The sequence below is a fragment of the Glaciecola sp. 2405UD65-10 genome (assembly GCF_048820975.1).
Classification (GTDB): Bacteria; Pseudomonadota; Gammaproteobacteria; order Enterobacterales; family Alteromonadaceae; genus Glaciecola.
The window spans coordinates 1,886,794-1,910,118 of sequence record NZ_JBMEUF010000001.1 but is presented as its reverse complement, the minus strand read 5'-3'; the positions used below and the strand labels follow the sequence as shown (position 1 = coordinate 1,910,118).

Annotated in this window: 21 protein-coding genes; 10 read left to right on the top strand and 11 right to left on the bottom strand. The window is 42.3% G+C overall.

Translation table 11 applies throughout. The annotated features are described in order from the left end of the window. The first annotated feature begins 16 nt into the window (after positions 1-16). On the top strand, positions 17-1,096 hold the full coding sequence (gene hemH, locus ACOI22_RS08590; protein ID WP_420671611.1) for a ferrochelatase: 1,080 nt from the start codon (positions 17-19) through the stop codon (positions 1,094-1,096). Between the two features lie 30 nt (positions 1,097-1,126). Then, positions 1,127-1,624, top strand: a complete 498-nt coding sequence (locus tag ACOI22_RS08585; protein ID WP_420671610.1) for a DUF4112 domain-containing protein — start codon at positions 1,127-1,129, stop codon at positions 1,622-1,624. A gap of 46 nt (positions 1,625-1,670) precedes the next feature. On the opposite strand, the gene ACOI22_RS08580 is transcribed toward ACOI22_RS08585, so the two are convergent. Beyond that, entirely contained in the window at positions 1,671-2,033 is a 363-nt protein-coding gene (locus ACOI22_RS08580; protein ID WP_420671609.1) for a DUF2237 family protein, read from the bottom strand. A gap of 47 nt (positions 2,034-2,080) precedes the next feature. Here ACOI22_RS08580 and ubiG point away from each other — a divergent pair, with 47 nt between their 5' ends. From ubiG to ACOI22_RS08565, 3 genes are all read left to right on the top strand, one after another. Further along, positions 2,081-2,878 (top strand): bifunctional 2-polyprenyl-6-hydroxyphenol methylase/3-demethylubiquinol 3-O-methyltransferase UbiG, encoded by a 798-nt coding sequence (gene ubiG, locus ACOI22_RS08575; protein WP_420671608.1) that lies wholly within the window; start codon positions 2,081-2,083, stop codon positions 2,876-2,878. A 99-nt stretch (positions 2,879-2,977) separates the two neighbouring features. Then, entirely contained in the window at positions 2,978-3,586 is a 609-nt protein-coding gene (locus ACOI22_RS08570) for a glutathione S-transferase family protein (RefSeq protein ID WP_420672346.1), read from the top strand. Positions 3,587-3,639: 53 nt separating this feature from the next. Beyond that, the gene (locus ACOI22_RS08565) at positions 3,640-5,478 is read left to right on the top strand and encodes a M2 family metallopeptidase (RefSeq protein ID WP_420671607.1); all 1,839 of its coding nucleotides are present in this window, start codon (positions 3,640-3,642) and stop codon (positions 5,476-5,478) included. 6 nt (positions 5,479-5,484) lie between these two features. Here ACOI22_RS08565 and ACOI22_RS08560 read toward each other — a convergent pair whose 3' ends face one another. Then, positions 5,485-7,152 carry a cisplatin damage response ATP-dependent DNA ligase gene (locus ACOI22_RS08560; RefSeq protein ID WP_420671606.1) on the bottom strand — a complete coding sequence of 556 codons (1,668 nt, stop codon included), beginning with the start codon at positions 7,150-7,152 and terminating at the stop codon, positions 5,485-5,487. A gap of 2 nt (positions 7,153-7,154) precedes the next feature. Continuing rightward, positions 7,155-8,162, bottom strand: coding sequence for a ligase-associated DNA damage response exonuclease (locus tag ACOI22_RS08555; protein WP_420671605.1), 1,008 nt, complete (start codon positions 8,160-8,162; stop codon positions 7,155-7,157). A gap of 149 nt (positions 8,163-8,311) precedes the next feature. On the opposite strand from ACOI22_RS08555, the gene ACOI22_RS08550 reads away from it, so the two are divergent. Together ACOI22_RS08550 and pdeM are read left to right on the top strand one after the other, a co-directional pair. Beyond that, positions 8,312-10,810: a ligase-associated DNA damage response DEXH box helicase gene (locus ACOI22_RS08550; RefSeq protein ID WP_420671604.1), complete on the top strand. Its 2,499-nt coding sequence runs from the start codon at positions 8,312-8,314 to the stop codon at positions 10,808-10,810. A gap of 63 nt (positions 10,811-10,873) precedes the next feature. After that, the gene (pdeM, locus tag ACOI22_RS08545) at positions 10,874-11,584 is read left to right on the top strand and encodes a ligase-associated DNA damage response endonuclease PdeM (RefSeq protein WP_420671603.1); all 711 of its coding nucleotides are present in this window, start codon (positions 10,874-10,876) and stop codon (positions 11,582-11,584) included. A 15-nt stretch (positions 11,585-11,599) separates the two neighbouring features. Here the strand turns inward: pdeM and ACOI22_RS08540 are convergent, their stop codons facing one another. Genes ACOI22_RS08540 through folM form a run of 4 tightly spaced genes read right to left on the bottom strand, consistent with a single transcriptional unit; the run spans position 11,600 to position 16,326 of the window. Then, on the bottom strand, positions 11,600-12,508 hold the full coding sequence (locus tag ACOI22_RS08540) for a carbon-nitrogen hydrolase (RefSeq protein ID WP_420671602.1): 909 nt from the start codon (positions 12,506-12,508) through the stop codon (positions 11,600-11,602). After that, a complete protein-coding gene (locus tag ACOI22_RS08535; RefSeq protein WP_420671601.1) occupies positions 12,505-13,554 on the bottom strand; it encodes an agmatine deiminase family protein in 1,050 nt (349 codons plus the stop codon). Before ACOI22_RS08535 ends, ACOI22_RS08540 begins: the two co-directional genes overlap by 4 nt. Before the next feature lies 1 nt (position 13,555). Beyond that, positions 13,556-15,622, bottom strand: coding sequence for a TonB-dependent receptor (locus ACOI22_RS08530; protein WP_420671600.1), 2,067 nt, complete (start codon positions 15,620-15,622; stop codon positions 13,556-13,558). Further along, positions 15,619-16,326, bottom strand: coding sequence for a dihydromonapterin reductase (gene folM, locus ACOI22_RS08525; protein WP_420671599.1), 708 nt, complete (start codon positions 16,324-16,326; stop codon positions 15,619-15,621). Before folM ends, ACOI22_RS08530 begins: the two co-directional genes overlap by 4 nt. Before the next feature lie 145 nt (positions 16,327-16,471). On the opposite strand from folM, the gene folE reads away from it, so the two are divergent. Beyond that, on the top strand, positions 16,472-17,161 hold the full coding sequence (gene folE, locus ACOI22_RS08520; protein ID WP_420671598.1) for a GTP cyclohydrolase I FolE: 690 nt from the start codon (positions 16,472-16,474) through the stop codon (positions 17,159-17,161). 33 nt (positions 17,162-17,194) lie between these two features. Then, positions 17,195-17,635, top strand: coding sequence for a DUF2177 family protein (locus ACOI22_RS08515; RefSeq protein WP_420671597.1), 441 nt, complete (start codon positions 17,195-17,197; stop codon positions 17,633-17,635). Here ACOI22_RS08515 and ACOI22_RS08510 read toward each other — a convergent pair. The 4 genes from ACOI22_RS08510 to ACOI22_RS08495 form a co-directional block, all read right to left on the bottom strand. Then, positions 17,612-18,049 carry an acyl-CoA thioesterase gene (locus ACOI22_RS08510; protein ID WP_420671596.1) on the bottom strand — a complete coding sequence of 146 codons (438 nt, stop codon included), beginning with the start codon at positions 18,047-18,049 and terminating at the stop codon, positions 17,612-17,614. The genes ACOI22_RS08515 and ACOI22_RS08510 overlap by 24 nt on opposite strands. Before the next feature lie 8 nt (positions 18,050-18,057). Then, positions 18,058-19,212, bottom strand: a complete 1,155-nt coding sequence (locus tag ACOI22_RS08505) for an iron-containing alcohol dehydrogenase (protein WP_420671595.1) — start codon at positions 19,210-19,212, stop codon at positions 18,058-18,060. Positions 19,213-19,286: 74 nt separating this feature from the next. Then, positions 19,287-21,428 carry an alpha-amylase family glycosyl hydrolase gene (locus ACOI22_RS08500; RefSeq protein WP_420671594.1) on the bottom strand — a complete coding sequence of 714 codons (2,142 nt, stop codon included), beginning with the start codon at positions 21,426-21,428 and terminating at the stop codon, positions 19,287-19,289. 30 nt (positions 21,429-21,458) lie between these two features. Continuing rightward, positions 21,459-22,424, bottom strand: a complete 966-nt coding sequence (locus ACOI22_RS08495) for an aldo/keto reductase (RefSeq protein WP_420671593.1) — start codon at positions 22,422-22,424, stop codon at positions 21,459-21,461. Positions 22,425-22,733: 309 nt separating this feature from the next. On the opposite strand from ACOI22_RS08495, the gene ACOI22_RS08490 reads away from it, so the two are divergent. After that, entirely contained in the window at positions 22,734-23,234 is a 501-nt protein-coding gene (locus ACOI22_RS08490; RefSeq protein WP_420671592.1) for a DinB family protein, read from the top strand. Positions 23,235-23,325 lie beyond the last annotated feature (91 nt).

The window sequence follows — 23,325 nt, the reverse complement described above, 5'->3', positions numbered from 1 at the left end:
AAGGTAATATTTAGACATGAAATATCAGTCGCAGACTGCGTTTACACATACTCAGGCCGATAAAATAGGCATTTTAGTAAGCAACTTAGGCACGCCTGAGGCGCCTACAAAGCAAGCTTTAAAGCCATACCTAAAGCAGTTTTTATCTGATCCTAGAGTGGTAGAAGTTCCCAAGCTAATTTGGTGGTTTGTGCTTAATGGCATAATTTTGAATTTTCGCCCTAAGCGATCGGCGCAGGCGTATGCAACGGTATGGACTGAAGAAGGCTCACCCTTATTAGTACACACTAAAAATCAAGCCAAAGGTTTACAACAGCGTTTTAGTGAAAAGTACGGTGACGACGTAGTGGTTGAGTATGCCATGCGTTATGGCCAGCCAAGTGTTGAAAACGCGTTAAATCGATTACTGGAGCAGGGCGCTAGAAAAATTGTAGTGCTCCCTTTGTACCCGCAGTATTGTGCGTCTACTACGGGCTCTACCTTCGATGCCTTAGCTAATGATTTTACTAAACGCCGTTGGTTGCCAGAATTACGCTTTATTAACCAATTCCATGATCATGACCCTTACATACAATGTGTAGCCAACTCTATAAAAGCACATTGGCTTACTCACGAAAAAGCCGACAAGCTAATATTTACCTACCACGGTATTCCTAAGCGCTACCTATTAAATGGTGACCCATATCATTGCCAATGCCACAAAACCACCAGGTTAGTTGCGCAAGCACTGGGCTTAAAAGAAGGCGAATACCTAACTACCTTTCAATCACGCTTTGGCCGAGAAGAGTGGCTCAAACCGTATACCGATGAAACATTAAAGGGTATGCCAAGCAAAGGTGTTAAATCAGTACAAATGATTTGTCCTGGCTTTTCATCTGACTGCTTAGAAACCATTGAAGAAATTGGCGAAGAGAACCGTGAGTATTTTATGGAAAATGGCGGTGAACGATACGAATATATCCCGGCTTTAAATGATTCAAGTGAGCACTTAAATATGTTGTTTGAATTGTTAGAGCAGAATTTACACGGTTGGCAAGTAGGGGATGACTATCTAAAACGCGGTGAAATGGCAAAACAAATGGGCGCTGAGAAGTAACAGCAATTGAGTGAATAACAAGGATTGATGATGACTACAGAGCACAATAATGGCGTAAAAACCTATTCTCCCGATGGCCAAATAGTTAACAAGCCTGATCCAATTGAGGTTGATGAGGATTTCGCGGCTCCCAAAGCGTTGCTTAAAGCACAATCATTAGCCAATACCTTGGATACGGCGGTAAAAATACCGTTTATTGGTTTACGAGTGGGCCTAGATTCCTTAGTTGGATTGATTCCAGGCATTGGCGATACCATTATGCTACTTGCTTCAATACGCATTATTTACTTAGGCCATAAGCTGGGTGTTCCCAGCGATTTACGAACAATAATGATACGAAATTCATTAATAGATTATGGCTTAGGTTTTGTGCCTCTTTTAGGGGATATTGTTGATATATTCTTTAAAGCAAACCTGCGCAATGTACGCATTATGGAAAAATGGTGGGTATCGCAAAATAAAGACAAGATTGATGCGCTTACTCAGCAACGCATCAAGGCTTGGGAAGGTGAGCAAAAACAAGCATAAGTGCGGGCTTTAAAGGCTCGTTTTGCGATTTAGTGCTGCCTTTTAATTATGCTTGGTATTCGTGTGCTTTTAAAACATCAATTGGAATAATTTCTAAAGACTTCTTATTGGTTGCCGCGAGTACAACAGGCGGGGCTACATTTGCTGCAACTGCATGATACCAGCGTATTGCGCACAAGCACCATTTGTCACCGGCTTTTAAGCCATCAAATTCGAACATGGGATTGGGTGTGCTTAAATCATTGCCTTGGGATTTTGAAAATTCGAGGAATTCGTCAGTCATAATTGCGCATACACTGTGATTACCGCGATCGGATTCGGGAACATAACAAAACCCTTCGCGGGTATATCCCGTATTACCACAACATAATTGTAAACGCGTTCCAAGCACGTTAAATTGATTAGCCATTAGCGTTTGCCTTCATTTATAAAAGATAATATTTAGGTCAGTATACGATGTTAGATAAAAGTAAGCTCAGCTCTTTACAAAAAAATGTAGAAGATGAGAGCAACAACATTAGCCCAGAAGAAATAGCTCGATTTGATGCCTTAGCTGAAAGTTGGTGGGACCCAAATGGCCAGTACAAAACGGCATTGGAATTTAACCGTGCGCGGGTTGAATATTTTATTGAACAAATTTGTGCGCACTACAAGCGCCATACAAACCAGGCGCAACCTTTAGCAGGCTTGCGGATTTTAGATGTGGGCTGTGGCGGCGGTTTAGTTTGTGAGGCAATGGCCAAGGCCGGAGCTGAAGTAACGGGAATAGACGTAAGTGAAATGAGTATTCAAGTCGCCAAAAGGCATGCTATTAAATCAGGCCTGAATATTAGGTATATACACCAACACGCAAAGCAAACAGTAGAAGAAAACGATGAGCCTTTTGATGTAGTAATTAATGCCGAAGTAATAGAGCATGTGCCCAATCAAAAAGAGTTAGTTAAACAATGCAGTGATTTAACCAAAATTGGTGGATGTTTGATAATGGCAACCTTAAATCGCACGCTTAAATCGTTTTTAGTGGGAATTATAGGTGCCGAATACATAATGCGATATTTGCCAATAGGCACGCACAGTTGGTACTTATTTGTAACGCCCTTTGAGCTTAACAGTATGGCGTCAATAGCGCGCACAAAGTTGATAACTGAAATGGGAATGAAATATAATTTATTCACAAAACAGTGGCGCACTAGTTCAAGCTTAGCGGTTAATTACGTACAAGTATACGAACGACTAGGCAGTATAAGAGACTAAGCCCACTATCATAAACAATCGTTATTTGTATCTTAACTACCAACAAGAGTATGGTAGAAACACCGGCATTTAATGCGCAACGATACTGATAATAAAAATATGAAAATTTACGACACTAAAACTGCACCCACTCCCCGACGCGTTCGCATATTCCTAGCTGAAAAAGGGATTGATATGGACTACATTCAAGTTGATTTAGCCAAGGGAGAGAATTTAAGTAAAGAAATGCGAGCTAAAAATCCAATTGGTAAAGTACCCGTGCTTGAGCTTGATGATGGCTCGTGTATCGGTGAAAGCGACGCTATTTGTACTTATTTTGAAGCGCTACAACCTGAGCCTCCACTTTTTGGCAGTACACCTCTTGAAAAAGGCACAATAGCAATGTGGCAGCGCCAAATTGAGATGTGCTTGTTTAATCAAATTGGTATGTGTTTTCAGCATACCACCGGCTACTTTAAAGACCGCATGACGCCAGTGCCAGAGTTTGGCAAAGTATCGGGTATTAACGCGCAAAAATACTTAAACGTTCTTGAGCGGCAAATTACCAAACATCCATTTATGGCAGGTAATAGCTTTAGTATTGCCGATATAACGGCTATGTGCGCAATTGATTTCGGACGAGTGGTTGACGTGCGAATGGATGAAAGCCATTTAAACTTAGCCAAATGGTACGATAAAGTGAGTAGCCGACCATCGGCAAAGGCCTAATGTTCGTTTAAGGCCTTGTCATTAAATTTTAATATCCCCACCAGAGGAAGCAAATGAAAATAATAAAAACAAATTTGTTAGCAGCGGCCGTTGCTATTGCGTGCCTAGGCCTTAGCGCTTGCACAGATCAAACAGAGCAAGCCCAACTAGCCCATGAATCGCCAGAGCTTAGCGCGCAAGACGCAAAAGACTTTTTAAACAAAGTAGAGCGTGATATTGAAAAGTTAAGCAAGCCAGCGGCCCATGCAGCGTGGGCTTATGCGACTAATATCAATTATGACAATGCTCAGGTAGATGCTTATTTTAATGAGCAATATTCGGTGTTGGTGGCAAAGTACGCGATTGAGGCCGCTAAATTTAATGATCTTGAACTAGATTCAGATACCCGCCGCCAGCTAGAACTACTTAAAGCGAGCTTAGAAATAGCTCCGCCAGCTGATCCAAAAAAGGCGGAACGACTCGCCGAAATTGGTGCTGAAATGTCAGGTATGTATGGCGCGGGCAAGTACTGCCGTAATGAAAATGAATGTTTTTCATTGGTAGATATGAGTAACGAAATGGCTACCGGCAGTGACCCACAAGTAATGCTTGAGTTTTGGAATGCATGGCGTGAAGTGTCAGTCCCTATGAAAGGCATGTTTGCTGAGCAAGTAAGCATTGCCAACGAAGGTGCACAAGAACTTGGATATGCAAATACCTCTGAACTTTGGCGCGCCAAATACGACATGCCAGCTGACGACTTTCCCAAAGAAGTTGACCGCCTATGGGGGCAAGTAGAACCGTTTTACGAAGCATTGCATTGCCATGTTAGAGCTGAGTTGTCAGATCATTATGGAGAAGATGTTGTTCCTCTTGATAAACCCATTCCCGCGCATTTATTAGGCAATATGTGGGCCCAAAGTTGGGGGAATATTTACGACATAGTTAAACCAAAACAAAAAATGAATGTACCTGATGTAACCGCCGCATTAAACGCCCAAGGTTATGACGAAATAGCCATGGTAAAGCAAGCTGAAAACTTCTTTTCATCTTTAGGTTTTGCGCCCCTGCCAGATACTTTTTATGAACGTTCAATGTTTCAAAAGCCAGAAGGCCGCGAGGCTCAGTGCCACGCTTCTGCATGGAACTTAGATGATAAAGATGATTTACGCATTAAAATGTGCATTCAAAAAACTGGCGAAGAATTCAATGTTATTCACCATGAGTTAGGCCATAATTATTACCAGCGCGCTTATAAAGACCAGCCTATGTTATATAGAGGCTCTGCTAATTCAGGCTTTCACGAAGCAATTGGCGATACAATAGCCTTGTCTATTACGCCTACTTACCTTAAACAAGTAGGGCTGATAGATGAAATTCCAGATGAGTCTAATGATATTGGTATGTTGCTTAAAGTGGCGCTAGATAAAATTGCTTTCGTCCCCTTTGGATTAATGGTTGATCAATGGCGCTGGAAAGTACTTGCTGGTGAGGCTAGCCCCGAAGAATATAATCGGTTGTGGTGGGAGCTACGTGAGCAATATCAAGGCGTTGGCGCACCTATTGAGCGAAATGCAAATGCCTTTGACCCAGGTGCTAAGTACCATGTACCGGCTAATGTTTCATACACGCGCTATTTTTTAGCCCATATTTTGCAGTTTCAGTTTCACAAAGCCTTATGTGATATAGCCGGAAGTGAAGAGGCGCTTCATCGTTGTTCTATTGTGGGCAGTAAAGAAGCGGGAACTGCGCTGAATAATATGCTTGAAATGGGTAAAAGCCGCCCATGGCAAGAAGCGATGGAAGTATTAACAGGCGCTCCTAATATGGATGCCTCAGCTATTGCCGATTACTTTGCTCCTTTAAAAGTTTGGCTTGATGAGCAAAATGCAGACCGCCAGTGCGGTTGGTAGTATAAGTTAACGAACTAGCCCTTTAAGCGTTTCTACATGATCCGCTTCAAGGGCAGGTTTGTCCCAGCGAATACGATGTATGCGTGGGAATCTTAAGGCAAGTTTTGATTTGTGCCTGTTAGAGTGATGCACCGAGTCAAACGCCACCTCAAATACTAGCTCTTTTTTCACCTCTTTTACGGGGCCAAATCTACCTAGGGTGTTACGTCTAACCCAAGTGTCTAGCTTTTTAAGTTCTTCATCGGTGAAGCCTGAATAAGCTTTACCAATTGGGAGCAGCTGCTCACCTTCCCAGCAACCAAAGGTAAAGTCAGAATAAAAACTAGAGCGTTTTCCATGCCCACGCTGGGCATACATAATAACTGCATCAATTAGCAATGGGTCGCGCTTGAGTTTATACCATTGATTCTTTGGCCGCCCCGATATGTAGGCACCTTGCTTGTGTTTAAGCATTAGGCCTTCTACAAAAGCAAACTCACCGCTACTGGCCTGATGCTTTAAATTTTGCAGTGACGCCGCATCGGTAAATGGCACCAAGGGGGAGACTCCAATGCTGTTGTTGATATCGCTATGGTGTTGCTTAAAATAAGCATGTAAGGCATCTATTCTTTGATGTAATGGACGCTCTCGCATATCAAGGCTCTCAATATGCAAAACGTCATAAACAATGATGCCCACAGGAATGCTTTGCATTAATTTTTTGCTGGGTTTCTTCTTGTTTAAACGTTGCTGCAGTTGATTAAAACTCGCTACACGGTTCATAAAAGAATCAGCCTGCCCATTTTCAACTGAATCTATAGGATTTAGCGCAAGCAGCTCGCCATCAAATCTCCCTTCAATCTTCATGTCATTTAAAGCCGCTAACAAATCAGGAAAGCTCCCTGAAATATCGTCACCGGTTCGGCTATACAAGGCTATGCCGGTTTGATTTTTAAGGAGTTGCACTCTTATTCCATCAAACTTCCATTCAGCCTGCCAGTTATTGGTATTTAGCGTGTTTAAGGTAGCTTCATCTATAGGGTGTGCCAGCATAAGAGGTTGAAACGTAAGTTTGTTACTCACATCCGGTGCCGGCGCAAGGCCTTCTAAGTAATCGAATAAATCTAAATATGGCGGGGTAACGCCATGCCAAATTCGTTCAATCTCTTCTATACTTATATCTTGATTATTCGCTTGTGCATAAAGGGCTAGTACTTTTTTAATAAAGCGAGCCGACACGCCTATTCTAAGCCCTTTAGTACCTAGTTTTAAAAGTGCCCAGCGCTGTGTAGGCGTCATTATATTAAGTAGCTGAACCAAATAAGCGCTAGCATCATCTTTACCCAGCTCAGTAAATTGAGTCACCACTTCGTTCAAGCTTGGCAGTGAAAGGTGAGGGTTATTACTAGTGGGCGTATCACAACATGTTGACCACAAGTGCGCTACGGTTTCGCTCATTTCGCCAACATAGTCGTAACTTAAGTCAAAGAGCAGAGGGTCAACGCGCTCGGTAATTAAGTCTTTAATCAGTTTTCGTTTAAAGAACTTAAATGAAAGCTCGCCAGCAATTGCGGCTAAGGCCCAGCCTCTATTTAGTGCAGAAGCGCTTGCGAAGTAATCTAGCAGTAAGGCTTCTTTGGCCTTGTTGCTGTTTAGAAAATAAAGTTTGTCAACAAGTTCAGCAAACTGCTGCATGGCTAATCTTCTCCATCAGTGTAGCCAACAAGGCGCAAGGCTTTGGCTTTAAAGCCCATAAGTTTGGCTTGATGAATAAGTGCATCTTCCCGCCCGTGGGTCACCCATACCTCTTTAGGCTTCACTTCTTCAAGCGTGGTCAGTAAATCTTGCCAATCAGCGTGATCTGAAATAATCAGGGGGAGTTCAGCGCGGCGCTGTTTCGAACGGGCACGAATTTGCATCCAGCCCGATGCTACTGAGGTGATCACATTAGGTAGTTTGCGTGACCATCTATCTTGAAGCGCCGAGGGCGGTGCCAACACAATTTCACCTTTTAAAACGCTAAGGTCATCTAAGGTCGACACTTCAATTAATTCACCTAAGGCTACGCCATAACTTTTATACAGCTCGCACAAGCGCACCAAAGCCCCGTGAATATAAACGGGCTTGTTATAACCTAATGCACGCAGCGCCAATAAAACGCGCTGGCATTTACCCAAGGCATATACGCCTACTAAATGGCACGAATCGGGAAGCAAACTTAAGGAATGAATAAGTTTTTTTACTTCGTCATTTATATTGGGATGCTGAAACACGGGCAATCCGAAAGTGGCCTCGGTCACGAACACGTCGCAGGGAATGGCTTTAAAAGGCTCGCAACTTGGGTCAGCCTGGCGCTTAAAGTCGCCTGTGTGTACTAAACGCGCGCCCTCATATTCAATTAAGACTTGCGCCGAACCCAGTATATGGCCTGCAGGGTGCAGGCTAAGTTGGCCCTTATGTAAGTTGAGCGTTTCGCCGTAGGCAAGGGGATGAAAGTGCTGGGCATGATCAACCCCATAGCGAACGGCCATAATATCAAGCGTGGCCTGCGTGGCATATACGTGTGTGTGTCCAGCCCGTGCGTGGTCAGCATGGGCGTGGGTAATAATAGCGTGTTCCACGCCTTCCACAGGATCTATATAGGCGTTTAGCGCTTGGCAATACAATCCGTTTTTATCAGTCTTAATCCAGTTTTCGGGGTGCACGTTATGGTCAGTTAATGAATTATGGTTATATATACGGCAATACCTAAAAAATTGATTAAGATAAAACTAAAACCTATAAATTGCGTATAAATATTCTAATAAAAAGAGCTTTTGAAATTACATAATCGCAAAAAAAGGGCTTACCTAGCTTGGAGCAAAACAATACCGCATTAAAACGTGCGCATCTTCCGCAAATATTTAAAGACTGGTTTGCAAATAAAGGCTGGCGAGTTCGCCCATACCAGCAACAAATGCAGCGCGCTTTTGTAAATCAATCGTCTAGTTTATTGATAGCACCAACAGGGGCGGGTAAAACCTTGTCAGGATTTTTACCATGTTTGGTTGATCTACATAAGCAATTACACAGCCCTAAAAGTAAAAAGAAAATTGGCCTTCATACGCTTTATATTTCGCCTTTAAAAGCCCTTACTTATGATATTAACCGGAATTTAGAAGCTCCCATTACCGAAATGGACTTAGGAATAACACTAGGGGTACGAACAGGCGATACCACATCGTATCAGCGCCAAAAGCAGCGAAAATCACCGCCTCATATATTATTAACCACGCCTGAATCTTTAATGTTGATGCTTTCGTATGCCGATGCACCGGCAATTTTTGCTAATTTGCGCTGCGTGATTGTGGATGAAGCCCATGCTTTAGCAAACACTAAGCGCGGTGACTTTTTATCTTTAGCGCTAGCTCGTTTACATTGGCTTAATCCCAACTTTATACGGGTGGGTTTATCAGCAACCGTAGCCCATCCTGAGTCATTGGCTATGTGGCTCGGCGTGAGCGGTGAGCCAGTTGAGGTGATTAAAGCTAAGTCGCGCATTAAACCGCGGGTTAAAATACTTACCAATAAAAAATACATTCCTTTTGGCGGGTATATGGGAAAATACGCCAAACAAGAAATATTCGATGCCATAAATAAAGCCAATACCAGCTTAATATTTGTGAATACGCGTGCGCAGGCTGAGCTTATTTTTCAAAGCTTATGGGAAGTAAACACTCAAACGCTTCCTATAGCAATTTATCATGGCTCATTGAGTAAAGAGCAGCGCAGCAAAACCGAAGCGATGATGGCACAAGGAAAACTACGTGCAGTGGTTACCACCTCAGCTTTAGAATTGGGTATAGATTGGGGTGACGTGGATTTAGTGATACAAGTGGGCGCACCCAAAGGCGTAAGCCGGTTATTGCAACGTATTGGGCGCTCCAACCATACCCTTGATACGCCATCGCAAGCATGGTTAGTGCCAGCCAATCGCTTTGAAGCACTGGAGTGTTTATCAGCCATTCAAGCTATTAAAAAAGGCGAGCTAGAAGGTGACGCACCTATGCCTGGTGCATTGGATATATTGCCGCAGTTTATTATGAATTGCGTATGTAGCCAAAGCACTACCCCCAAGCAGATTTACCAACAGGTACTAAACGCCAGCCCTTATTCTGGGGTAGATGAAACCACTTTTAAACAGCTGTGGGCGTTTACGCAAGATGGCGGCTATGCACTTCAAGCTTACGAACGCTACCAACGCTTGCAACTTGAAGACGGCGTATATAAGCCGGCAAACAAACGCGTAATAATGCGCCACAGGCAAAACATAGGCACTATAGTTGAAGCGGGGCGTTTAAAAGTGAAGCGTTTACGCCGGGCGCACCAAGGTAAAGTGGTGGGTGAGGTAGAAGAGTATTTTGCCCAACAACTGGTAAAAGGAGACAGTTTTTATTTCGCGGGTGAAGTGCTTGTGTTTGAGGGCATTCGTGACATGATGCTTGAAGCACGCCCCGGTAAAGCCAAAAATCCTAAAGTGCCCAGCTATGTGGGCGGGCAAATGCCCTTATCAACCTACTTAGCCGATGCAGTACGAGCGTTAATTAACCAGCCCGATAATTGGAAAGCGTTACCAAAGTTGGTGCGTGAATGGCTAAATTTGCAAAGTGAGTTTAGCGAGTTGCCTGCTGAGCAAAGCATTTTAATAGAGCACTTTCCGTTTAGAGGCACGCAAACTACTTTGCTTTATACCTTTGAGGGTAGAAAAGCGAATCAAACATTAGGCATGTTGATTACTCGGCGCATGGAAAAATTGGGTTTAAAGCCCTTGAGCTTTTCTATTACTGACTATGGCTTGTCTATTAACTCGGTGCAGGCAATTGAAAAGAGTAATATTCCAGCCTTATTTAACCCTGATATACTAGGTGATGAACTTGAAGACTGGATGCTAGAAGCGAGTATGCTAAAACGCAGTTTTAGGCAAGTGGCGGTAGTGAGTGGCTTAATTGAGCAGCAGTATCACAGCAGCAAGAAAAACTTACGCCAAGTGACTTTTTCAACTGATTTAATTTACGATACATTAAAGCAGTACGATAGTGAGCATATTCTATTAAAGGTAACGCGGGAAAACGCGCAGCGCGAATTACTTGATTTAAGCCGTACTCGCGATATGTTGTTTCGATTCCACGATAGTTTTGTATTTAAGGCGCTACCTAAACCCTCTCCTATGGCAATACCAATTGTACTGGATGTTAGAAGTGAACAGGTAACTGGCGCGGGTACACAAGCTTTGTTAGAGCAAGCTAACTTGTATCAAGAAGCAGAAGACATGCTTGATGATATTCGCGAGCTGTTATCAAGCAGCAATACTTAAGGCATTATAAAAATTGACCATACTTATGCCATTAAAAACGAATATAGATAAGGAAATGCTTGATTGATTTCGTTTGAAAATTTACAGGCTCGCCTATTGGCAAACCAAGTTATACCCATAAACTATGCCGGTAATAAATTACTGTTAGATGCCAGCGGCGCCCTTGTTTGGCCGCAGCATAACATGATTATATTTAGTGATTTACATCTAGAAAAAGGCAGTTTTTTAAGCCAGTTTGCGCATCCATTACCGCGCTTTGATAGCGCTGATACTATTAGCCGTATGGCCACTACCATGGCCAACTATGAATGTGAGCACGTAGTGTGCTTAGGCGATAGCCTACACGACGCAAATGCCGCTAGCAGAATGCAAAGCCAAGATTTAGACTCGCTTAATGAGCTCGTAAATTCATGCACAAAATTTACTTGGGTGCTTGGCAACCATGACCCTGACATCCCCTTAAGTATTGCTGGCGAGCGTGCTGAGCATATAATGCTAAATGATGTTTTACTGGCTCACGAGCCCGATTATGCGCGTTTAGAAAATAACCAAGCACAAATCATTGGGCATTATCATCCTAAAACAAGCCATAGCGCTGCACGCAGAAAAATGCGGGGTAAGTGTTTCTTAAACAGTGAAAGCATGCTGATAATGCCTGCTTTTGGCAAGTACACCGGTGGTTTAAGTGACACTAGTGAAGCATTTACGCCTTTATTTAAAGGAAAAAGCGTAAACGCTTATTTGATATACGAGCAAAAAATATTTCAGCTCTAGCCTAGTGGGCTTCTTTTAATCGCGCCAGCGTTTGGTTAAATCACCGTAGTCATCTATGCGGCGGTCTCTAAAGTAGGGCCATATGCGCTTAATATGCTCAGATCTTGTCATATCAAGTTCAGCACTTAAGGTTTGTTCTTGGTTGTCACTCGCCATGCTCAGTATTTCACCCTGCGGGCCTACAATGAAACTATGCCCCCAAAATTGGATACCGGCATCATCTTCATTCGGGGATGCTTCAAAGCCGGTTCTATTGGCAACAATTACGGGTACTGAGTTAGCTACCGCATGAGAGCGCTGAATTGTTTCCCAAGCACCTTGCTGGCGCTGTTGTTCTTCAATATCATCGTTTGGATCCCAGCCAATGGCGGTAGGATAAAACAATATTTCAGCGCCTTTCATAGCCATCAAGCGAGCGGCTTCGGGATACCATTGATCCCAGCATACTAAAACGCCGAGTTTACCCACGCTGGTTTGAATAGGCTCAAAACCTAAATCCCCAGGGGTAAAATAGAATTTTTCATAAAAGCCTGGGTCATCAGGTATGTGCATTTTTCTGTAAATACCGGCTATGTCATCACTGCGATCAAACACCACTGCAGTGTTGTGATACAAGCCCGTTGCGCGTTTTTCAAATAAGGAGGTTACTAATACTATATTGAGCTCTTTTGCCAATGCACCAAAAAATGCGGTGGCATCCCCCGGTATTGGCTCAGCTAAATCAAATTGCGTAACGTCTTCGGTTTGGCAAAAATATAAGGTGGAATGTAACTCTTGCAGCAAAATACATTCACAGCCATCTTTGGCCAGTTCGCGTGCGCGCTGAGCTGACTTTTCCCAGTTCTGCATTTTATTATTATTTGCCACACTTTGCTGAACAAGGCCAACTTTCAAAGTTTTATTGGCGGGGGTGTTTTGGCTCATAAAATACTGACTCCTTCTTGGGCTCTTTCAACTATTTCGGGCTTTATAGTGTTTGTGGGTACTTGCATACTTACGCAATGTAAGCTGCCGTTTTGTTGCACTAGACTCAAACAATCAACAGGAATAATAGTGTAGTTAGGGTAGGCTGATTGTACTTTTGCCATGGCTTCGGCATCTTCTTCATGCCCATATATAGGCATTAATACATGGCGGTTAAGAATTAAAAAGTTGGCATACGATGCCGGTAATCTTTCACCGTCTTCATTCACTACATGAGGTAAGGGAAGGGAATAAATTTTATGCTTCGGCAAGGCTTGGCTTACTTCGTATTGCAGTTTAAAAAGTTCTGCAAAGTGTGGGTCAAGGGGGCGGTTATCGGCTCCTTGCAATACTATTCCCATAAGCGGTGTATAACGCGCTAAGGTATCAATATGCCCGTCAGTATCATCGCCTTCCAAATGCCCATGGTTAAATATACTGATTGTTTTTGCGCCCAACACATCACTAAATAACTCGTTATATGCTTCACCGCTCATGCGACCATTGCGTTTGTAGTTATACAAGCACGAGCCGGTGGTGAGTAAATGCTGGTTTTCATCTATTTCCAAGGCACCGCCTTCAAGCACAATATCACTTTCAATTAAAGGCTGTTGGCATAGCTTGGCCAATGTTGACTTATTCACCTTATTATCTAGCTCAGCGTTAAACTTTTGCCCCCAGCCATTAAACACAAAACTCACAGGATGGTTTACCTTGCCATCGTTTACGGTTAAAAAACCGTAGTCACGCACCCACGTGTCATTGTAATCACAGCTTACAATTAACACTTTCGCGCCACTAGGTAAGCTATTTTGAAGCGAAGTTTGTTCGCTTTCAGGGCACAACAAAATCACCACACTGTGGGCTTGGTTAATAGCCTCAATTAGGGCAATGTAAGTAGCGCGTGCTTGGCTTAAGTTATGTTGCCAATCTGTATTGTTATGCGGCCATGCTAATATAACCGCTTCTTGCTCGGCCCACTCGGGTAGCAATGTGTATTGATGCATCTTAAAAAATCCACTGTAAATTAATAAATGCGCGGCGAGTTTGCCCTACAAAATATCGGTAGCTACCAAAGGCGTAATCAGCTCGTTCAGCGTATGCTTTGTTGCTTAAGTTTAGCACATGTAGACCTAAGTTCACCTGTGACGAAAGTTTATAGTCTATATGTAAATCTACTAATTGGTGGCCGTCGTACATGGCGGTATTTTGTGGGTCTAAGTAGTATTCGCCTAAGTATTTGTAGCTAAGTTGCGCTTGTAAATTAGTAGCCACTTTATAACGTAAATTAAGTTGTGACATCCACTTAGGTGCGGTGTCAATTTCATTTCCTAAAATATCACTATTTACTAACTGCGGGTTATTATTGTAAGTATGGCGAGCATAGCTAATATGGCCAGAAACATCCCAGTGCTGATTAAACTGATGCTTAATTTCTAGCTCAACACCTTGGTGCTTGGTTTTAGCTCCACTCACATTTTGCCGTTGGGTATCTTGATAAATCCCATCTTTTTTTAACATAGTATAAACCGCGCCATGCACTTGGGTATTTAACTTACTCCAACGAAACCCACTTTCTAAAGCGTCCATGTTTTCATTATTAATGCTGCTAATAGTTTGGTTGTTTTGCAATTTGAACAACTCACTGGCTTGCGGAGCCCTAAAGCCTTGGCTGTATTTGGCGTAAACTTGTAAGTATTCATTGAAATTGTAGCTAACATTTACGTTGGGTGAAATGGCATTAAATGTTTTGCGCTGATCGTTAGGGCGAGTAAAGCGACAAAGGGCAACGCCAACATCACACGCGCTAGTACTATTGGTGTGGTTGTTGTAGTCATACACATTTTGCTCAGCGCGCGCACCAAAGCGTATTTGCCAATTGTTATGCGTCCAAGTGCCTTGCGCGTACAGGGCCAATTGCGTGGCGTCTACTTCGTAGTCATAATGAACGCCTTGGGGAATAGATGGAGAAAAGCCTTGTTCTTGTGTTTCTTTTAACTCTCCTTGGGTGTAATCAGCATCTGCGCCAACTAACCACTGTATGTTTGATGTTTCAAAACGCAAACTACTTTGCAAACCAAGGCTGTTGTGGCTATTTTCCTCTAAGGCTTGCCAAGGCAAATAGTGCTGTAAAAAGGCCATACTGTTGCTGCGAATATAAGGCGTAAGCGCTAATTTCCCGTACGAGGTATTACGGCTAAATGCACTGTAAGCCCGCAGAGCCTTTACGTCTCTGTAGGCTTCGGGGTTAGGGTTTATTTTTCTTTGCGCTTCGTCTTTATATGAATTAAAACCTGATATATAGCCCGCGGTTTCTTGATTTAAATTACTGACTTCAAGTAATGTTTTGCTGTCCCAAACTAAGCCCCTAGTTTGATACACGGCGCTTAATTTCTGTTGGTCGTAACCGCTATTATCTTGATAACCGTTTTCTTGGCTTATATTTGACTGCACTAAAAATGCCTTGCTGTTAGTTTGCTGCGAATATACGCCACTTAGGCGAGTAAAATCTTCACCGCCAAATTGAAGTGCCACACTATTGTTTTGAGCATCAAATGCATCCGGGCTAATAATATTTATTACACCGTGCATCGCGTTTGCACCGTACAAGGTACTTGATGGTGAACGCAGAACTTCAATGCGAGCCGCTTGCTCATAATTTACGTCAAAGAGTTGATTTGCATTACAAAAACCCGGCGCGCGAATCGATATTCCATCAACGCCCATAAAAAATGCGCCGCATCCTCCGGCGCCTGTTAGCACAGGTGAACGAATTGCCGTTAAGTGCTCTTGACCATTTCCGCGGCTAATCCACGTACCCGGAATTTGCGCTAACACTTGTTCAATATGTACAGGCGCAATGGCTTTTATGCTTTGTTCGTTTAATACGCTTACACTGTCGGGGGTTTGGTCAAGGGCCAAATCTTGTTTGTTTGCGGTAATACTAATTACCTCAAGCTCATCACTTTGTATTGTTTGTGGTTCATTGCTTTGTGCCAATGCAAGTGCGTTAAAAGGCGCACTTAAGGCAAGCAAACTTAAACATAGGCCTTTACGGTTCATTCTGGCTGTCATTTTAAATGACGTCCTCCATTTAAATGTATGGTTTGGCCGGTAATATATTCACTCGATAAAATATAATTAACGGCTTTGACGGCTTCTTGCGCCCCTGGGCAAATTTCTAGTAATGACTTACTTAGGGCTTTTTGCTTATATTGCTCGGTGTCATCGTCATTAAACATTAACAATGAAGGCGCAATAGAATTGACTTTTACTTGGGGTGCTAACATATTCGCAAATGACAAGGTTAAATTATGAAGCGCCGCTTTGCTTGCTGCATAAGCTAAATGCTTTTTGCTTCCAGTTTCTTGTACATAGTCAGTCATGTGAATAATATCGGCCCCAGGCACAAGCATTTTTTCACAAGCCAAATTAATAAGATACGGGGCATTAGCATGTACTTGCATCATTTTATTAAACAGTTGTGCATGTTCAGCGGTAGTTGCCTCTGCACTTTCGCTTTCCCAATCACTGGCATTGTGAATAATGCCGCGAAGCGATGAGGTTTGAGCCTGCAAAGCTTGAATAAAGGCCACCACGCCCTCATTTGTTGCAAAGTCAGCATGAATAGCGGTAGCGCCTAGTTTTACTAAGTCATCAATAGACGGTTTTTGGCTACGGTATGTTATAATCACTGAATGATGTTGGGAAAGCAGGTTTTCAGCTATGGCTAAACCAAGGCGCTGAGCGCCGCCGGTTATCAATATGGGAGCTGTCATAAAAGGTCGTTTTTCCTGTTGAAACAAATATATAGTTACGCAAAATGAACATACTAAGATCCCATTCATTTACGTTTTGTACTGCAATTGTAAACCAGCAAACGATTTATGCGTATACATGATTAAATAATTAATTGGATAAGTAATGTTAGCAAACGAAAATGTGGTGATACACGAGGTTAATCAAGCATCTGCGTTAACACCTCAAGCTATTTTAGTGCGTGATGCATTGGTTACCGCAGGCCTTGAAACGCCTATGGTTGAAAACGGTTTAAGTGCAGAAGAAAAACGCGCGAAAATTGAAAGTAGCATGACCGACGTAATGCAAGCTTTAGGTTTAGATCTTAACGACGATAGCTTGCAAGATACGCCTAAACGTATTGCAAAAATGTACGTGAATGAAATATTTTCTGGGCTAGATTACCAATCGTTCCCGAAAATCACGCAAATTGAAAACAAAATGAGTATTGACCAGCCAGTACAAGTCACTGACATAAGCTTAACCAGTACGTGTGAGCATCATTTTGTGACGATTGATGGTACTGCAACGGTGTCCTACATTCCCAATCAAACCGTAATTGGTTTAAGTAAGATAAATCGCTTAGTCGCATTTTTTGCGCAGCGCCCTCAGGTACAAGAACGACTTACTCAGCAAATTATGGTGGCATTGCAGGCGCTTACCGGAACTAAAGATGTTGCTGTTAGCATTAATGCCACGCATTATTGCGTTAAAGCGCGCGGTATACGTGACACCAACTCTTTTACAAAAACCTCATCCTTAGGTGGCGCGTTTAATACTGACCGTGATTTACGCAGAGAGTTTTTTCAAGCGTAAATATTGCATTTCGCAGCTTATAAGGACATACATATGCTAAGTAAACTTAAACAAATGCTACCCAATATTGGGCTGTCGTTGTTGTTCATATTCATTGCTTTTGGTGTGTTGGACGCATTTTGGCTAGGGTACCTAGCAGAGCCTTGGTATAAAAGCGAAATGCAAGGGATGTTGCGCGAGCAATTTATTACATGGCCGTGGTTAGTGTTTTATGTAATGTATGGATTCGTTACCTTTGTGCTGGCAGTTATTCCTAATAGAAGCAAACCTTGGTATTACGCGGCTATTGACGGCGCCTTACTAGGATTAGCCAGCTATGGCGCATATAATTTAACGGCTTACAGTATTTTAGAAGGTTTCACCTTAACCATACTGTTTATAGATTGGGCTTGGGGTATTTGCCTAACCAGTGCAAGCGCGGTTGCAGGCTGGCTGGGTTTTCAGTGTTTATCAACTGCACAAAGCCGAGCTTAACACCGCTTTTAATGTTCCCTCAATACTCACTGGTGTTTGTGTTTGCTTATTCACAAACACGTGGGTCATAGTGCCGTGAGTACAGGCTTCATCTTTTCCTTGTTTAAACAAAGCAAGCTCATATTCAACTGACGAATTGCCAATTCGCTTAACTCGAAAACCACCTTGTAAGATATCTGGAAATGCGGCAGGCTCATGGTAAAAACATTGTGAATGCACCATTAAGCCAACTTGTTCACCATTGTGTATATCTAAAGCTTCGTGTTCTATTAAAAATCGATTGGTGATGGAATCAAAATAGCTGTAATAGACTACGTTATTAATATGCCCATATACGTCATTATCCATCCAGCGCGTTTCTACTTGGTAAAAAATAGAATAGTCTTGCCTTTTTGGTACGCTTGGTTTTGCCATTTTTGTCCTTAATAAGCTTGTTCATATATGTTTAGGGCATCATCAAAATGCATGTGTTTGGGATTATTCACCAATAGCCTTTCTTGTAACATAGCATCTTGGGCTAATACAGTAAGGTCTTTCTTGGGTATTTGAAGCGCTTTTAGGCTAGTAGGTAAACCGCATATTTTTAATAGCTCTTCAAAATACTGAGCAAGATCTTCACTTGTAGATAAAGGGTTACTTACACTTGCACTTGGCTTTATTTGCGCAGCGAGTTCGCCATACATTGAAGCGGCATGGCTGGCATTAAAACGCAGTACGTGAGGAAGCACTAAGGCATTACTTAAACCATGGGGGATATGAAAATGCCCACCAAGGGGATATGCCAAGGCATGAACGCCGCCCACCGGCGCATTTGCAAAAGCTTGCCCGGCAAGGCACGCGCCAAACATCATTTGTTGTCTAGCGGGCAGATCTTTTCCAGTGGTAACCGCTTTTTCAATATTCGATGACAACAAGAGCAAAGCTTGCTTTGCGAGCATGTCAGAATAAGGGTTTTTCTTTATTTTACTGGTATAGGCCTCAATGGCGTGAACCATTGCATCAATACCGGTAGCGGCAGTGATGTGGGCCGGTAAATCTAGCGTTAAACTTGCATCTAGTAAGGCAACATCAGGTAACAAATGATGACTCACTATCCCTGCTTTCGTTGTTTCGCCGGTGGTAACAATTGAAATGGGTGTTACTTCTGAGCCCGTTCCCGCCGTGGTAGGAATAAGTATTAGAGGAGCACGGGTGCCCGTTATTTGGTTTAGGCCAAACATTTGAGAAAGGCTTTGTTGTTGCTTTACTAGTACTGATACTAACTTAGCGCAATCCATTGAACTGCCACCGCCAATGCCAATTACACCGTCTGCACCACTTTCAATTGCAGCGGCACTAGCCTCTAGTACAATTGAATCAGGAGGGTCAGCTACGGTTTTATCAAACACGGTGGCACTTACACCTGCATTTTGTAAGCAGTGCGCAAGCTCATCTACCATGCCTAATTGGCGTAAGCCTTTATCGCTAACAATAATGACGTGTTTAACGCCAAGCTCTTTGCATAAATTAGGACAATGGCGCAATCCGCCTACTTCATTAACAATACGTTTGCTTGTGTCAAATTGAAATGTATTCACTTGTTTTCTTATAGTTGTAGTAAAGAATCAAACTTACCTTACTACAACTACTACAAGCTTTGCGATAGCATGCCTTATTCTTTAAGTGTGAAATGCTTAACTAGGGTTTGACCATTTAAATTGCTAGCAACGACTTTAAGTTTACTTATACTGCTGGCTTGCTGCTGATTTAACACCGCTCTGTAAGGAAAGGTCGTATCAAAACTAAGGTGCTTAGACTCTTCATTTGCGGCTAAATTAGATTCATCATAAATATCAATGCGGGCAATATTGAGTTGCTTATTATTAGCAAAACTTAGCTCAAAAGGCAGCATAACTCGGTTATTATCAGTATAGGAGCGGCTCATTTTTATATCGAGTATTTCACTGGGCGTTACTCTATTACTAGATTCAAGCATGGTGTAGCTTAACGGAGGCAGTGTAATAACAAGTTGATTTGGTCTTACCATTGCTTTGTGTTGGTAAATATTATGCGCAATAGAGGCCAATGACCTAGCCCCTGAGTCAACATTTTTATACTGCAAACCTTGGCTATTAAGCACCACACTTTGCTCTTCATTGCTAAAGTTAAATACCGTTAAGAAATCTTTTTTGTTGGTATCGTTTTGTATAATACGGCTGAATCCGTAAATCCGTTTTTCGTTATCAATAATTCTATTAATGTGCTCGCCGCGGCGAAGCGCTACATTCGAATTTCTTATTTTAGTGAGGTCTTGTAATGTTTGATATAAAGGGTGGTTAATATCAAAGTTGTTCGCTGCGGTGGTGCTTTGCGTACCTATTAAGTTGTTGTCGTTATATACATCAACCAGCGAAGGGTCCATATCTTCACGCGCATCTACGTCACCACCGTCACCCGTAAATCCTTGTTCGTCACCGTAGTAAACAACAGGAATGCCGCGTGAGAAAAACATAAAGGCGTGAGCAAGTTGTGATAATCGTAGCTTGTTAGCTTCTGAGGCATTAGGTAGGTCTTGTTCAATAAAATGACCAATTCTCCCCATATCATGATTGCCTAAAAAGTTAAGTAGCTCGTTTGGCGTTGAGTCATGGTCACGATAGTAATCATCATTATCAAATAACTGTGCTAGTTGCGAAATAGGTTTGTTCTTTAACAGTACTTCACGAGTGTTAAAGGCGAAACCAAAATCAAGTACTGAAGGTAATTTCCCCTCGGTAGTAAACTTACTTAAACCCGCTGGGTTGCCATCATATACCTCACCGAATATAAAGAAATCAGGGATACCAATTGACTGCGCGTGCTCAATAACTGCAGGCCCGAAGCTTTGCCAAAACGCTATATCAACGTGTTTAACGGTGTCTATACGAAAGCCATCAGGTTTAAAGTCGCTAATTAAATTTTCGAATACTTCGGTAAGGCCCGCTATTACTTCTGGATTACTGGTGTCTATATCATCAAGGCCACTAAAATCGCCCTTAATAGCACTTTCGCCTTGCCAGAAAGAATCGCCTTGGTTGTTGTAATATTTGGTGTCATTTAACCATTCGGGGAATTTTACAGATTTTTCGTTTTCTAACAAAAATGGCGTATAAGATTTGCCCGCGGCAAGTTCATTTGAACTAATAAACTTACACCCTTTTTGATCGGCCGCTAAATAGTCACCGTTTTCGCCATGGCATTCTTTATATTTAATAACATCAGCGGTGTGGTTAGTAATAATATCAAAGAACACTTTAATGCCACGTTTATGTGCAGCATCAATTAAATCTTTTAAATCTTGATTGCTGCCAAAATGTGGGTCAATTTCAGTAAAATCAACTACCCAGTATCCGTGGTGAGCAAAACCGTCATTTTGAATGGCTTTATTACGTAATATTGGCGTCATCCAAATAGAGCTAATGCCCAAGCCTTGAATGTAATCAAGCTTGGCTTCTACACCGGCAATATCGCCTCCATGAAACGCCCATTTAGATTGTGTGTTTAAGCCCCCAAATGAAATAGGCCGACGTGGATCACCGTTATCGTTTTCTGTTATTGCGTTGTGAAAACGGTCAGGCATTACAAAGTAAAACACTTCATCTTGTATATTCCTTCTAAAAGAAGGAGCACCAAGCGCGTCCATTTGTGCTGGAGAAACGCTTGTTGCAGCCACTGCAGAGGCTTCCTGAGAAGGTAAGTCGGCACTACAAGCGCTTAATAACAAGCCTAAGCCTGTGGCGACTACTAAGGGTGAAGAGATTTTTCTTATATTCATTTGGGGCTTTCCAATGCTGTTAAGAAGTGCCTATGGCACTTCGATTCCACGGCGAGTTTCAAATAGTAAATACCATTGTTCGCGCGTTAATTTTACATCAAGTGCTTTCGTGGCAAGGGCTAAACGCTCAGGGTTTGTTGTTCCTAGTACCGGCTGTATATTGCTAGGGTGCTGCATAAGCCAAGCAAGCACTATGGCATTTGCATCTACGCCAAACTCCTCTGCATATTTTGCTACTAAGGCACGTGTGGCCATTACATTTTTATCGTCATGCTCGCCTTCACTTGAATACAATCCTTGCGCCATTGCACCCCAAGCTTGTAATTGAACGCCTGCTTGGTGGCAATATTCTAGGGTTCCTCTAGGGAAACCGTTTTGTGCATTTTGCGCCATATTAGTGGTAATACCATCTTCCACAAAGTCACTTGAGGCTAAGCTCATCTCAAGCTGATTCGCAATAATAGGAATGTTTAAGGCGCTTTGTAGCCAAGCAATTTGGCCTGCATGCATATTTGAAACAGCTAAGTATTCAAACTTACCTTGCTCATGCAGTTTAAGAAGGGCATTAGCGGTATCGTCAAGTTGCATTAAAGGGTCGGGGCGATGCAAAAATAAGATATCTAGATTGTTATCGTGCAAACGTTTTATGCTGGCATTGACCGATGAGCTTATCCAGTCACCTGATAAGTCGTATTGCTTAACGTCAAATGTAGGGGTAAGTTTAATACCCACTTTAGATTGTAATATGAGGTGATGACGCAAAGAGCGTTCACGCTTAAACAATTCGCCAATGGTTTGTTCTGATTTTCCAAAGGTGTAAATATCAGCCATATCAATTACATTGATACCACTTTCTATTGCACGACTCACTAAATCGAAGGCTTGGTCGATATCCTGACCAGACACCGGATTACTATTCCAGCCTCCACCAAGGTGCATAGTGCCCAATATTAATTGGCCGGCATCGGGGAAATATTGATGTATAGGTAATGTCATAAATATGCGTCTTTTTTAAGTTAACTGAATGTTAGCAAAGTATATCAGTTTTGCCCGAGTGAATACGTATGCGTTAAATTTTATTGTACAAATTCAAGCTTGTTTGTTGATTAAGTATGACGTTTATTTTCATCTTTAATGCGCAACAGGGCAAAAACATGGTTTTTTTAGAATTTTGAAATAAAATTGTGATACTTGTGGTCTATCTTTATACTCAATATAGAAGTTGTTGTTGCGGTAAGAGTTATTGATAGGCTTATCACTCTTGTTTTAAAACAATGGGCTTGTTTCAAAATAAAAAGGAAAGATATGTCTAACAGTTATTCAGCCATAGTAGATCAAGCAATCGAATTGCTTGAAGATATAAGTGCTAGCGCGTATCAGAAGAAATTGCCACCGCACTTTCCTAGCAGTATTGGCGCGCATATCCGCCATGTTATAGACCATTTTTCTGCACTCATTAACGGTTGCACAAATGCCCACATTGATTACAACATAAGGCAGCGTTACGCCGATATAGAGCAACTTCCTGATTTAGCTCTTAGTCGCCTGAGTGATATTAAACGGTGGCTAGAAAATATTCCCGCTGTTGACTTAGCAAAGCCCTTGGCGGTTACTAGCGAAATTGATGTAAGCTGCGAACACTCAACTACCTGTAAGTCTACCCTTGAAAGAGAACTGGTGTTTGTAAGCAGTCATGCCATTCATCATTACGCACTTATAAAGATAATGTGTGCAATGCAAAATAAATCCATACCCGAATATTTTGGCTATGCACCGGCCACCATTACGCATATCAAAAGCGCCTAAAGCTACTGGTAGCGTCTAAATAAGGCCCGCGGAATATAAAAGGTTTGTATGAGCAGGCAACAAGATTTGCTTTGCAACTATCGCGCGCAAC